Genomic DNA, 13,140 nt, shown 5'->3' with positions numbered 1-13,140 from the left:
AGGTAGTTATGAAGGCATTACATACTCAAGAAGATTTTCAGAATCTGCTCATGGGAGTACTTAATCCCTTGGAAAAGTTGTATAGTCCTGATCAGGCCGGACTAGATTTAGGAAGTACAGGCGCAAACTACGATCATACGACCGTTTTATTTGAAGCTTTCGCCCGGCCGCTGTGGGGTCTTGCCCCATACTGGGCTGGCGGTGGAGAAACTGACAGATTTGAGGAAATCTATAGAGCGGGCATCGCAGTGGGTACCGATAAAGCTAATAAAAACTATTGGGGAGGATTTTTTAACGAAGACCAGCGATTTGTAGAAATGGCTGCACTAGCTTTTGGGTTTTTATTGGCACCAGATAAAATATGGGAACCTTTAAGTGAAGGTGAAAAAAACAATCTTGCAGATTGGCTTAAAGAGATTAACGCTTATACGTACCCAGATAATAACTGGTGGTTTTTTGAGATATTAGTTAATACTGCCCTCAAGAAACTAAGCAGAGCTTATGATGCAGAAAGGCTAGAAACTGGGTTGAAACGAATAGAAGACTTTTATGTAGGCGGTGGCTGGTATCAAGACGGCAAGACAAACCGAAAAGATTACTACATATCTTTTGCGATTCATTTCTACAGTTTAATTTATGTGAAATTGAATAATGAAGTTGACGTAGAAAGATGCAGTCGTTTTAGAGAAAGAGCCCAAGTGTTTGCCAAAGACTTTATATATTGGTTTGATGAAGAGGGAGCTGCAATACCTTATGGGCGTTCACAAACTTATCGCTTTGCTCAATGTGCTTTTTGGGGCGCCTATGTTTTTGCGGACTTACATGTTGATGGACTAGACTTAGGCATTATAAAAGGACTTATTGTGAGGCATATGACCTATTGGATGGAGAAGCCTATTTTTGACCGGGATGGTGTTCTTACTATAGGCTATCATTATCCTAACCTGCGTATGGCAGAGATCTACAATGCACCAGGTTCTCCTTATTGGGCATTAAAAGCTTTTGTGATACTTGCACTTCCAAGTGCACATTCTTTCTGGCATACAGAGCCTAAAGGCATGCCGACTCTAGAAAACAAGAAGCATCTTCCTTATGGTGATGTGCTGATGCAACGTATGACAAATCATGCTGTGTTATTTCCCACAGGGATCTACCGAAGGCCGCCACTCGGGCACTTCCCAGAAAAGTATGGTAAATTTGCTTATTCCTCTAAATTTGGCTTTAGTGTCGCTCATTCTAATGAAACTATTGAACTGGCTGGAACAGATAGTATGCTGGCCTTTGAAATTGATGGAAGTATCTTTATTCGGAGAGAGAGTAAGGACGCCAAAATTGAAGAGAACGGTGTGCGCACTTTATGGTCCCCAATAGAAGGCATTGAAGTGGAAACTTGGATCACTTTAACAGAAAAGGGTCATAGACGCCGTCACATCATTACCAGCCAAATAGCATGCAGGGCATTTGATTGCGGCTTTGCAGTGGACAGCGGCGAGGTTGTAAATGTTTCTGAGAAGATAGAAGGTGCATTGGCCTGTGTCAAAAACACCTGGAGCTGCTGTGAGGTGGTAAGTGTAGAAGGAGAGGGGCGTGGCACGATTATTCATGTTGCACCTAATACCAATTTAATGACGCCTAGGACAAAAATACCAGCCGTCATTTATCAAGTCCAAAAAGGGATAACAGAAGTCGTAACACAAGTTATAACATCTATTGCTAAAAAAGATTCACTAGGTGTGAAACACGATTTATAAAAAAATATCATGGATGAAGGCTTTAAGTGAGAGGTGAAGGAAATGAGGAGGGATTGCTCTGAAGCTTGGAAGATTTATAGAAAATGGGCAAGTGTATGAAATAGGAACACCCTACACGCCGTCTGTTTGGACAAATTATTTGTTTAATGACACCTACCATATGGCAGTAAGCCAGACGCTACAAGGGGAAAGCAGTATAGTTACGCATTATAACCGCCAGCCTTGTATGACAGGCTATCGTTATTTTTATATGTATGACCATGACACCAAGGAAGTCTGGAATCCTAACCATGTGCCCCTTAGAAAACCCTATGATTATTTTACCTGTAAACATGGCTTAGGTTTTTCAGAATTATGTATGACATATAAACAGATTAAAAGCAAAATCCACGTCTTTGTACCAAAGGGCGGCTGCAATGAAATATGGACAGTCTCCCTGACTAACCTATCTGAAACGAGAAGAAATATTTCTTTCTTTTCGGCGTTTGGATTCTATGATCATGGGGTGATGGGGGGCGCGTGTACGTATGATGAGGAAAATCATATTCTTGTTAAGTATGCTTTTCCATATCATACATTTTATGAAGAAAAAGAAGCCGTTGAAAAAAAGTTGAGCCACTTCTACCTTTTTTCAGATGAACCACCAGCGTCATGGGATATGAGCAAAAGAAAGTTTTTTGGATGCGACGATAGCGACGTGGTGCCAGATGCAGTAAAAAATAAAAGATGCAGCCAGGTTGAGGGTGAAGCAGAGGAGTTTTGCGGTGCCATGCAACATGTATATAGTATAGATGCTGGAGGTACCATACAGTTTCATCTTATTTTAGGTGCCGCTCAAAATAAAGAGCAAATTCTGCAGATGAAGAGCAAGTTAGATAAGGCTGGGATTAAAGAGATGTGGGAAAGCGCCAAGCAGCATGAAGAAGAGCAGCTTGGCAGGTTTCACATCACAACACCGGATGACAACTTAAACCACCTCATCAACTTCTGGCTAAAAAAACAAGTCACATTATTAACCAGACAAAACCGAGGAACGACCTATTGTCCAACAAGAAACCGCCTCCAGGATGCGATGGGGTATACCCTGGTCGATCCGGAAGAAGCAAAGAAATATATGTTTGATGTTCTAGCACTGCAAAGAAAGGATGGCTTTATACAACAATGGCATTTTACGGATGGGACGAAGCCTAGAGGATTATGTCTTTTAAATCACACAGATGGACCGCTATGGCTTGTGATCTGCCTTTGTGTACTGATCCGCCAAAATGGTGATATTAGCCTGATGAATGTTCAAATACCTTATGCAGATGGTGGAGATGGCACTATATATGAGCACCTTTATAAGGCCATTAGGTATATGGGAGAACAACTTGGCGAACACGGCCTATGCTTAATTGGAGACGGCGATTGGAATGATCCTATTAACGGGGTGGGAAGAGCGGGTAAAGGCGAATCTGCCTGGTCTACTATGGCGCTTATCTACAGTATTAATCAGTTCTTAGAATATGCAAAAGAACAATCTATTGAAGATGTGACGCTGTTAAAAACATTAAAGAATAAGCTTGTAGACGATGTTAACCACCACTGCTGGAGCGGTGCTTGGTATGCGGCAGGCTTTGATGATAATGGCATAGCTTACGGGGATGAAAAAGATCATAACCGTTTATTTTTAAATACTCAGAGTTGGGCGATAATAGCAGGTCTTGTAGATGAAGAGCGCCTAAAAGTACTTTTACAGTCTATAGAAAGATTAAAAACACCCTTTGGTCCTTTATTGATAGACCCACCTTTTAAGGAGTGGGACAGCCGGTGGGGGAGAATTAGCGTAAAGAAGGCGGGTACCACAGAAAATGGTTCTGTTTATTGCCATGCGTCTATGTTCATGGCCTTTGCAGAGGCAGTACGTCAAGATGGGAATGCCCTTTATGATGTGATTCGACGAACCCTTCCGACTAGCGCTGAGAATCCTCCGGAAAAAAATCTGCAGTTACCTGTCTATTTACCCAATTATTATTATGGTCTGAAGGATTCACCTCATTTTGGACGTTCTAGTTTACACTATAATACGGGAACGGCAGCCTGGATGCTTATGTTAGTTATTGAGGAGCTGCTAGGTATTAAAGCCACAGTCAAAGGCCTCCAAATAAAGCCATGCCTGCCAGATGGCTGGGATAGTCTTTCTGTCAGCCGAAAATTTAAAAAGGCCGAATACAATATCGAGCTGATGATAGGAAAAGAAGAAATGATTTTAGTAGATGGCGAGGAAATACAAGGGGATATCTTACCATATGAAGATAACAGGGGTTATAGGGTAAAAGTCGTAGTAGCCAGCCATAAGTAGCCTTGATCGGTCTTTATTTTTATAGAGATTTAATTTTATTGACAAACAAGTAAAAAGTGGAGTTCTCGACTTTTCTAAGAATATCTCGAAAAATGATATGCATTATATAGAGACTAAAACTAATGTAAATCTCTAATTCAAATACAAACCAGCTAATGTAGATCTTACTACTTTGCTCTGCTTTTAAATAGTAACATAGCTAAAACTATTACTATTGGTATCGTTGTCACATAGGGAAAGAAAGGTACAAGACTGTAGATGAACTTAATAAATGACTGAACCCCTAGTGCAAAGGAGACACCTCCTATCATTTGAAACAGAACGTATAGCATGCCTATTACAGATAACACAACAAAAGGAGAAACTGATAAAAGAATTAGGATTAAAATACTCTTTAAGATTTTACTTTTCATTTGACATAACCTCGTTATACAATTGATTATCAAACTCTCTGGTCAGAAAATAACATAGAATGCCCACAAAGATCATCACTATTCCTGCATAAAACATCCAGCTACTTACTCCGATGATTTCTGATATAGGGCCTGCAATGAACATGCCTATAGGCGCAGCGAAACTCATAATGCTTGTAACAAGAGAGATAACTTTCCCCAAGTTTTCTGCTGGAACAGTTCTTTGAATGTAGGAAGTAAAGGGAACATTGAAACCCATGCCCGTCGCTCCCATAACAAATACAACAAAGCAGAACACCCAAAATAAATGTGCTGGTAAAATACCGCCAATTAATGCACAGATACCTAATAAACCCGTTGAAAGTGAAATCATAAAGAATTGCTTTTTTAGGCCCCCGGTAATGCCTATTACCATAGCTGCAATCAGCATTCCACTGGAAAATAAGGTTTGAACAATGCCGTTGTGCCAGGCCGTTCCATTGAAATATTCTTTAACCATAAGGGGCAACAGTGTTCCTAAGGGAACGAAAATAACGGTGGATATCAGCATGGGAATGGAAAGCCGGAGCAATGCCTTGCTTGACTTAATAGCATTAATGCCCTGTTTCATATCCTTGATGAAGCTTAGTTGACTTCCATTGTTTACTGTATATTTTGGAATTTTTACAAAGGATAAGGTTATTACTGCGAAAATCGCTCCCAAAACATCAACAAGTAATGCGTATTGAAGAGATGTTATGCTCATTAGAAAGGCACCAAGCATAGGCCCCGCCATAGAGCATGCTGAGTTAATCATTTGTCCCAAGCCCCCTGCTTTTGTAAGTTCTGATTGAGGGACGAGCTGGGGAATAACAGCCTGGAGTGCCGGCTTATGAAAGGTTTCTCCCAAGGCTCTGATAAACAAAACGATATAAACAAATACAATTGACTTAATGCCTATGATAAATAAAAATCCTAAAAGCAAGCTTGATAATGCTACAGTACTATCAGCTATAATCATTATTTTTTTACGGTTATACCTGTCTATCCAAACCCCTGCAAAGATACCAATGACAGCTTGTGGAAGCAAGCCTATGACACTTGCAATTGTTAGTGCCATAGCCGAACCTGTTTCCATTGTAATCCACCAAATGATTGAGAACTGTACAGCGCTGGAACTCAATAAGGAAAATCCCTGACCTATATATATTGTAAAAAATGATTTTCTCCAATTCTGAGTGGACTTCATATCATCACCCCTCTAGACACTCTACAATAATTTTTGCACATTCCACGGCTCCATTTTCTGAAGCTATTTTTTTGCCTAGGCTTCTAGCGTTTGCAACAATTTTATCACTTAAAGCAAACTTGATTGCATCAGCAAGTCTATCTGAGGATAATTCTTTTTTAGGAATGGGTTTTGCACCAACTCCTAAGTCATAGGACCTGTGAGCCCATGCAAACTGGTCATTGGAGAAAGGTACAATGATACTTGGGACTCCTGCCTTAAATCCTGCTGCTGTGGTGCCAGCCCCTCCGTGATGGCATACTGCTGAAACCCTTTCAAACAGCCAGGTGTGGGGAATACTATCAATGGCTATAATGCTTTTAGGCAAATTTGCTGGTTTTCCCATACCGCAAATAATGCCACGCTTTCCGCTTTTGACAATGGCTTCAGCTGCCATTTTTGCTAAATCCCCATGTTTATCTAAAGAAGTCATGCTTCCAAACCCGACATATACAGGCTTTTCACCAGCTTTTAAGAAATCTGCAAGCTCATGGCTTGGGGTATACTCATGAGGCTCCTCAACAAACCAATAGCCACTTTGGTGAATGTTTTTGTTCCAATCATCAGGTCTTTTGAAAACGAAGTTGCTGCATGAGACAAGGGCTGGATGTTTTTTGTCTGTATGTTTTTCAAAGGGGCAGCCAAAATTATCAGGCAGTTTACAAAATTTTTCCTTCAAGAAACCTTCTACAGAGCTCTTTGAGGCCATCCACAGCATTCCCTGAATTAGAGCATAGCTTAATTTTTTGGTCACTGCATTGGATTTTGTTTTTCCATACATCACCACTGATAGATATTCTTTGGTCTTGTGCATTGGGAAGGGAGATGCCAAAACAGAAGGAATACCAAATTTCTGTGCTGCAAAGTAGCCAATGGTACAGCCGGGGTGATAGATGATTAATTCGCTTCCCTCGCAGGCAGAGTAGTAATCATTTACCATGTAAATTCCATATTTCTTCATTTTGTTAAAAGTTAGAAGCATTTTTAAAGGATTATCAGATGACCCAGCATCCTTTAACAGCTTTGGATCAATCTTTAGAGTTGCGATATCTGCAGCTATGGGATATACATCAATTCCATAGCTGCGAATAAAGCCCTCAAAACTTTTGCTTCCAGTGATGCGAACATCCTTACCCAGTTTTTTTAGTTGTTGCGCAAGTGCAATATATGGTTGAAAATCTCCTCTAGATCCGGCACAAAGTATTGTAATCATATTTTTTATCCTCCTGTTGTGTAATCCAACAACCTGTTGTATGATTACAGTATACCATGTTTATCCTAAGCATCAACCGACAATATAATAGTGAACGTCGGATTTTAAGGAGATGAAAAAATGAATAAACAACCAGAGTTAAGGGCTCAGACTAAGCAAAACCTAATTGATGCCTTTTGGTCGTTATACTGTGAAAAAAGGATAGAGAAAATAACTGTAAAAGAAATCACCCAGAAAGCGGGCTACAATAGAGGAACTTTCTATGAATATTTTATAGATATATACGATGTTCTTGATCAAATAGAAGAATCCTTAATACCTACATTGGAGGAGTTACCGCCGATTATTATGGCAGATGAAAATATAGGTATGCCATTAGATATGTTTATGAAGCTATACGAGCAAAATAGTAAATATTATTCTGTTTTACTTAGCGATAACGGTGACCCTGCTTTTGCAAGCAAACTTAAAAACTCAACAAAGCCTATACTTAAGCTAGGATTCTCTGAAAAACATGGTTTAAATCCTATAGAATTTGATTTTGTTTTGGAGTATGTTCTGTCAGGTATGATTGGCATTATGAGTTATTGGTTTAACCAGGACAAAATATTACCTGCAAAGGACTTGATTGTTTTAATGCATAATCTTATGGAGAATGGTGTTATCAAGCATTTATCAAAATAACTAAATGAGTAATGATAAAGTGGTTGCAACTTGAAAGAAACTAGGACCTCCTTTTTATAGGAAACTTCCCCCAGGGTATTTCTTATTTTTTCTGCGAAATATTATTATCTTTCTACCCTATTTTGTTGTTTAGAGGTTCATTCCACCGGAAACTTCAATTCGTTGCCCCGTAATCCAGCGTGCATCTTCCGTGCAAAGAAATGCAACTACTCCTCCAATATCATCTGGCTCACCGACACGTCCAAGTGCCGTAGCTGCTTTAACATGCGCGTTATACTGAACATTATCCCGGATAATACCGCCTGCAAAATCGGTGGCTATGGGACCAGGAGCTACTGCATTTACTCGAATGCCTCTTGAACTCAGTTCTTTTGCCTGGTATCGCGTGAGTGTTTCAATAGCCCCTTTCATGGATGCATACGCGGAGTATCCCGGCATACTCGCCTGTGCCAATCTGCTTGAGATATTGATGATACCTCCGCCGTCACTGAGGTAGTTCAGTGCTTTCTGTGTAAAGAAATAAACGCCTTTAAACTGAACATTCATCAGCTCATCAAACTGATCTTCGGTGGTATCTTTAAAAGGAACATTCATACCAACGCCCGCGTTATTGACTAAATAATCAAATTGATCTGTGTTAAAGGTCATTTTCATCAACTCTGCAGCCTGCTCAAAAAATACATCGAAGGACCGGACGTCGCCGATATTTAGGTTCAGAGCTGTTGCCCTGCTACCGGTTTTCTGGATTTCTTCCACCACCTGCAAAGCTTCCTCTTTTTTACTGTGATAGGTGATAATTACATTCAGACCTTTTTGGCCGAGCTTAACCGCCATATTTTTGCCCAATCCTCGGCTTCCACCGGTGACTAAAACTGTTTTTTTGCTCATAGTTTACATCTCTCCTTAAAATTTAAAATTCATTTATATCTGCTGGAGAGACGAAAAAACGCACTCTCCAACCAGATAGGTTAGACAGTGCGTTGGCTTACGTGAACGCTTACGTGATAATTATTTAAATTTATTATATACTTACTATATGTTATTTTATGCTTTAAATCAATCATCTAAATCCAAATAAATAATAATCCGAATTTTTCTACGTGTTATATAAATAGCACTATATCAAGAACGGCAATACATGGGATACGCTTGGTGTTCAATATCTGGCTAATATATAGGTTATTTTAAAAGGGTAGCCGTTATACGTGTGCCTTTTCCTTTTTCACTATCCGCATGGAGCTTTCCGCTGTGAACATCCACAATGGCTTTAACGATGGAAAGCCCAAGCCCCATACCGCCGGTTGTTCGCGAGCGTGCCTGATCAACACGGTAAAAGCGCTCAAACACATGAGCAAGATGCTCAGGCTCCATACCAATTCCCGTATCAATAACTGAAATGGAAATACTATCGGCCTGCTCAGAGCAGGACAGGTTAATACACCCATCCGAAGGGGTATATTTAGCACTATTATCGATAAGCGCGTGGAGAAGCTGCTTGATCATGTTGCGGTCCGCAAACAGCATGATGCCGGTGGGAGCATCTACATGGTAATGGTGTGCATCATCGATGGAGGATTGTTCCTCCACCAGTTCATGCAGAAGCAAGCCGATGTCAAACACCTCTTTTTTCAATTGCCGCATGCCGCTGTCGCCTCGGGCGAGGAACAGTAGGTTTTCTACCAGCTTGTTCATATAGGTCGTTTGCTTTTGGATTGATGCAATACTCTCATCCAGCACAGCAGGATCATTGCGTCCCCAACGCTCCAGCAGGTCGGCGTTTCCCTGCAATATGGAAAGCGGCGTACGCAGCTCGTGTGAAGCATCGGCAGCAAAACGCCCCTGCAGGTGAAAGGCTTCCTCTATGCGGTCAAGCATACTGTTGAGTGTGAAGGATAGCTTTTGTAGTTCATCTTCCACCTCGGGTACGTCAAGCCGGCTGTTCAGACGTTGGCTGTTGATTGTATTTGCGGCGGAAATCATGTGATCAATAGGTGCTAGCATTTTCCGGCTTGTTTTCCATCCAACGTAGATCGCTGCCAATACACCGATGACATTGGCACCAATAAGCAGAAAAGCCAGCATTTTCAAAAATTCAAGCTCTGTTTGCATGTTAAGAACAAAATATAAGGAACCATATGAGGTGCTATCATCACCGACAAAATGCTCATAACAAAGTATCAGCTGTTTCCCATCCAGCAGCAGAAGCCTGGGACTTTCTTTTGCCGGCAACAGCCTTGCCTCGTCAGCCTGGAAATTCTGTACGCGGCTGATCACATTTCCTTCTTTATTCGTGAACAGCATATTTAAGTTCCCATTGAGGTTGTATTCAACCAGCGTCCTTTGATCAAGGCTATCTCCCTTATTGATTTCCGTCACTATTTGTTCGGAAACAAGTTCAATTGTAGAGACAATGTACTGTTCTTGACGATTGATCAGAAAGCTGAATAAAGAAAAAAATAAAGCAACACTTAATATAAGCAATAGCCCGGCAAAGAATGAGGCATATGTTCTGGCTAACCGCTTGGATAACGGGCCTTTTTTTATTTTAAGCTTTTTCTCGTATAACATATCCCACACCTCGCACCGTTTCGATTATCTTATCACTATTTGTATCACCGATTTTTGTACGGACATACCGGATATATACCTCTACAACATTGCTGTCGCCAAAAAAATCATAACCCCACACTTTGTTCAGTATCTGCTCCTTCGTTATTACCACGTTCCGATTGCGCATCAGATATTCCAGAAGATCGTACTGTGTTTTTGTCAGTGCGATGTTTTTCCCGTTGCGTGTAACGAGTCTTTGTACCGTATCCAAGGTCAGATCGCCAATTTTAATAACGCTTGAATCAACAGCCTCATACGAGCCTGTACGCGTAATAGCGCGGATACGCGCGAGCAGTTCTTCAATATGAAAGGGTTTTGTAATGTAATCGTTCGCACCGGTATCTAACCCCGTTACTTTATCCGCTACAGTGTCCCGCGCTGTGAGCATGATAACTGGTGTATGCTTTTCACGGCGCAGACGGCGGAGGACCTCAATTCCATTAAGTTCAGGGAGCAACACATCAAGCAGGATTAAATCAAAGCCTTCGTTTAGAGCAAGTTCAAGCCCAGTTCTCCCGTCAGATGCCACTTCAATCTCGTAACCTTCATATTTCAATTCTAACCTTAAAAAGCGGGAAATTTCCGCCTCATCTTCAACTATTAATATTCGCATCTGCATAGCTTCCTTCCTTTTGAAATTACCTGAATATCATTGCTATTACAACGCTCTTTATATTAAATATTCATCGTAAAATTATTTTCATTCTTAAATTATATATCAGACTTTGTATTCGTTCTACCATACGGTGCTTTTTATAAGCAAATTATAATATAAGTACTTTTTTTATAAGCAAATTCTAAGGTTAAAATCAGATGATTATCAGCTCCATTACATAGAATAGCATTCAAGGGAGCTTTGCGTGCTTCCTGCTTATGATTCTATAGTGAAAGGAGGTTTATTTTGAGAAAATTTTTTATTGAAAAAGAAGGATTTATTTATATTGCCGGATGTCTTTTGTTTACAGCATTCCTGTTTGTTCTTTACAAACCTGTTTCAGTCATAGGTTTGGGTTTGACAGTTTTTATCACTTTTTTCTTCCGTGATCCTCATAGGAGATATTCCCAGGACGTTACCCATATCATTTCTCCGGCTGATGGCAAGGTAATGGCCATTACTCCTTTAGTTGAAAACGACTTTATGAAATGCGAAGCTATTAAAGTTACCATATTTTTGTCCTTGTTCAATGTCCATATAAACCGAAGTCCGATAGCCGGTACAGTAAAGTATGTCAAATACAGGCCCGGTAAGTTTTTACCCGCTTTTAAAGGTCATGCGTCAGAAATCAACGAGCGTAATGCGATTGGTATTGAAGGAGAAGGCATTAAGATAATAGTTCACCAAATAACGGGTTTCATTGCCAGACGCATCGTCTGCCGGGTTAAAGAAGGGGATGTCCTTGAAAAAGGAGAGCGCTTCGGACTTATTAAGTTTGGCTCCTGTACCGAGATTATAGTTCCATCAAATGTTGAAATTAAGGTTAAGCCTGGAGATAAGGTCAAAGGCGCTTCCACTATTATAGGGGTGATGAAATGAAAAATATGAGAAAAATAAAGAACAATATACCCAATTTAATAACCTTAGTTAATTTAACCTTGGGTGTCATTGCTATCTTAATGAGTGTTAGCGGTACGTATGGTTACTATTCGTTACCCGCTTCCTTTGTAATTTTGGCTGCGTCGATAGCCGACAGATTTGACGGCTCCTTGGCTCGAAAGATGAATGCAACCTCTGAGCTGGGCAAACAATTAGATTCGCTCTCGGATATGGTGTCCTTTGGAATCGCTCCTGCCATCATAGCGTGGAAACTTAATTTTTTTCAACTTGGTTTTGTAGGTTATTTGATCATATTGGTATTCCCTATTGCTGGGGCTTACAGATTGGCAAGGTATAACATAACCACCGTTGATGATTTTTATAGAGGGCTTCCCATCCCTATTGCAGCTGTCTTGCTTACTATGTTCAATATTTACTACCATTTTGAAATAATGAGCAACAGGCATACTATTATTCATTCGATAGTAGTAGCAGTTGTTATTATTTTGTTATCACTTCTAATGGTCAGTAAATTTCGGCTTAAGAAAATTTAGAGGTATCTATGGATAAATCAAAAAAAAATTTAATTATTAAGAAAGCTTTTCTTGCAGTATTTTTCCTCTCAGCCATGATTTTTATCACCATAAAATACTCAGCACAATTAATTGATTTACTCACTAATGTAGAGAATTTAAGGACAATTATTTTGTCTTCTGGAAATTTAGGAATGTTCATTTTGATGGGATTTCAAATATTGCAGATGGTAATTCCATTTATACCCAGTGACGCCGTTCAAATTTCCGGAGGATATATCTATGGAACACTTCTTTCATTTGTACTATTATTTAGTGCGACCATTATAGGCAGTATAGCTATATTTTATTTATCCAGATACATAGGACATCCCCTTGTTAATATTTTTGTTTCACCTAAAAAAATGGATAAATTTAAATTCTTAATGGAAAGTAAAAAGACAGAAATTCTTCTGTTTGTTCTTTTCTTGCTTCCAGGAGTACCAAAGGATACCTTGGTTTATCTGGCAGGCTTAACTTCTATAAAACCTGTTAGGTTTTTAGTGATTTTTGCGGTTGCAAAGATTCCTGGGATACTTATTACATCATCCATTGGTTCGAATATTCATGAAAAAAACTACAACTACATTTATATAGTAATTGGAATAACGGCAATTTTACTACTACTGGGCTTAGCTTTTAGAAAAAGAATACTGGGCAGGCTGGAGAAGCCTACAGGGGGGAGCTAATTCAAGGACTGTAATATGGGAAAGCAAGACGAACAAATACTCAATATTAAAAAGAATAAAGGAGGC

11 protein-coding genes are annotated in these 13,140 nt (G+C 39.9%); 6 read left to right on the top strand and 5 right to left on the bottom strand.

Annotated features, from left to right (window positions below):
• Positions 1 to 8 precede the first annotated feature (8 nt).
• Both BN3326_RS10720 and BN3326_RS10715 read left to right on the top strand, forming a co-directional pair.
• On the top strand, positions 9 to 1,751 hold the full coding sequence (locus BN3326_RS10720) for a DUF2264 domain-containing protein (RefSeq protein WP_069999202.1): 1,743 nt from the start codon (positions 9 to 11) through the stop codon (positions 1,749 to 1,751).
• Positions 1,752 to 1,842: 91 nt separating this feature from the next.
• On the top strand, positions 1,843 to 4,092 hold the full coding sequence (locus BN3326_RS10715; RefSeq protein WP_074463606.1) for a GH36-type glycosyl hydrolase domain-containing protein: 2,250 nt from the start codon (positions 1,843 to 1,845) through the stop codon (positions 4,090 to 4,092).
• Between the two features lie 402 nt (positions 4,093 to 4,494).
• On the opposite strand, the gene BN3326_RS10705 is transcribed toward BN3326_RS10715, so the two are convergent.
• Positions 4,495 to 5,733: an MFS transporter gene (locus tag BN3326_RS10705; RefSeq protein WP_069999198.1), complete on the bottom strand. Its 1,239-nt coding sequence runs from the start codon at positions 5,731 to 5,733 to the stop codon at positions 4,495 to 4,497.
• 4 nt (positions 5,734 to 5,737) lie between these two features.
• Entirely contained in the window at positions 5,738 to 6,985 is a 1,248-nt protein-coding gene (locus BN3326_RS10700; protein ID WP_069999196.1) for a glycosyltransferase, read from the bottom strand.
• 120 nt (positions 6,986 to 7,105) lie between these two features.
• Here BN3326_RS10700 and BN3326_RS10695 point away from each other — a divergent pair, with 120 nt between their 5' ends.
• Complete coding sequence (locus BN3326_RS10695) at positions 7,106 to 7,669, top strand: TetR/AcrR family transcriptional regulator (RefSeq protein WP_069999194.1); 564 nt, start codon at positions 7,106 to 7,108, stop codon at positions 7,667 to 7,669.
• A gap of 129 nt (positions 7,670 to 7,798) precedes the next feature.
• On the opposite strand, the gene BN3326_RS10690 is transcribed toward BN3326_RS10695, so the two are convergent.
• The 3 genes from BN3326_RS10690 to BN3326_RS10680 form a co-directional block, all read right to left on the bottom strand.
• The gene (locus BN3326_RS10690; protein WP_069999193.1) at positions 7,799 to 8,557 is read right to left on the bottom strand and encodes an SDR family NAD(P)-dependent oxidoreductase; all 759 of its coding nucleotides are present in this window, start codon (positions 8,555 to 8,557) and stop codon (positions 7,799 to 7,801) included.
• A 291-nt stretch (positions 8,558 to 8,848) separates the two neighbouring features.
• Positions 8,849 to 10,237 (bottom strand): sensor histidine kinase, encoded by a 1,389-nt coding sequence (locus BN3326_RS10685; protein ID WP_069999191.1) that lies wholly within the window; start codon positions 10,235 to 10,237, stop codon positions 8,849 to 8,851.
• Entirely contained in the window at positions 10,215 to 10,898 is a 684-nt protein-coding gene (locus BN3326_RS10680; protein WP_069999189.1) for a response regulator transcription factor, read from the bottom strand. Before BN3326_RS10680 ends, BN3326_RS10685 begins: the two co-directional genes overlap by 23 nt.
• A 282-nt stretch (positions 10,899 to 11,180) precedes the next feature.
• Between BN3326_RS10680 and BN3326_RS10675 the strand changes: the two genes are divergently transcribed.
• The 3 genes from BN3326_RS10675 to BN3326_RS10665 are packed head-to-tail and all read left to right on the top strand — an operon-like array spanning position 11,181 to position 13,074.
• Entirely contained in the window at positions 11,181 to 11,813 is a 633-nt protein-coding gene (locus BN3326_RS10675) for a phosphatidylserine decarboxylase family protein (RefSeq protein WP_069999187.1), read from the top strand.
• Entirely contained in the window at positions 11,810 to 12,367 is a 558-nt protein-coding gene (gene pssA / locus BN3326_RS10670) for a CDP-diacylglycerol--serine O-phosphatidyltransferase (protein ID WP_069999186.1), read from the top strand. The genes BN3326_RS10675 and pssA overlap by 4 nt, the downstream gene beginning before the upstream one ends.
• An 8-nt stretch (positions 12,368 to 12,375) precedes the next feature.
• Entirely contained in the window at positions 12,376 to 13,074 is a 699-nt protein-coding gene (locus BN3326_RS10665; RefSeq protein ID WP_069999185.1) for a TVP38/TMEM64 family protein, read from the top strand.
• The last annotated feature ends 66 nt before the right edge of the window (positions 13,075 to 13,140 follow it).

Source organism: Cellulosilyticum sp. I15G10I2 (assembly GCF_900095725.1).
In the GTDB taxonomy this organism is placed as follows: domain Bacteria; phylum Bacillota; class Clostridia; order Lachnospirales; family Cellulosilyticaceae; genus FMMP01.
The sequence above is the reverse complement of the archived record's forward strand: the minus strand, read 5'-3'. Positions and strand labels throughout refer to the sequence as shown.

Coding starts and splice junctions, on each gene's coding strand:
- BN3326_RS10700 (WP_069999196.1), bottom strand. CDS start 6,985: ATGATTACAATACTTTGTGCCGGATCTAGAGGAGATTTTCAACCATAT.
- BN3326_RS10705 (WP_069999198.1), bottom strand. CDS start 5,733: ATGAAGTCCACTCAGAATTGGAGAAAATCATTTTTTACAATATATATA.
- BN3326_RS10720 (WP_069999202.1), top strand. CDS start 9: ATGAAGGCATTACATACTCAAGAAGATTTTCAGAATCTGCTCATGGGA.
- pssA (WP_069999186.1), top strand. CDS start 11,810: ATGAAAAATATGAGAAAAATAAAGAACAATATACCCAATTTAATAACC.
- BN3326_RS10680 (WP_069999189.1), bottom strand. CDS start 10,898: ATGCAGATGCGAATATTAATAGTTGAAGATGAGGCGGAAATTTCCCGC.
- BN3326_RS10690 (WP_069999193.1), bottom strand. CDS start 8,557: ATGAGCAAAAAAACAGTTTTAGTCACCGGTGGAAGCCGAGGATTGGGC.
- BN3326_RS10685 (WP_069999191.1), bottom strand. CDS start 10,237: ATGTTATACGAGAAAAAGCTTAAAATAAAAAAAGGCCCGTTATCCAAG.
- BN3326_RS10665 (WP_069999185.1), top strand. CDS start 12,376: ATGGATAAATCAAAAAAAAATTTAATTATTAAGAAAGCTTTTCTTGCA.
- BN3326_RS10695 (WP_069999194.1), top strand. CDS start 7,106: ATGAATAAACAACCAGAGTTAAGGGCTCAGACTAAGCAAAACCTAATT.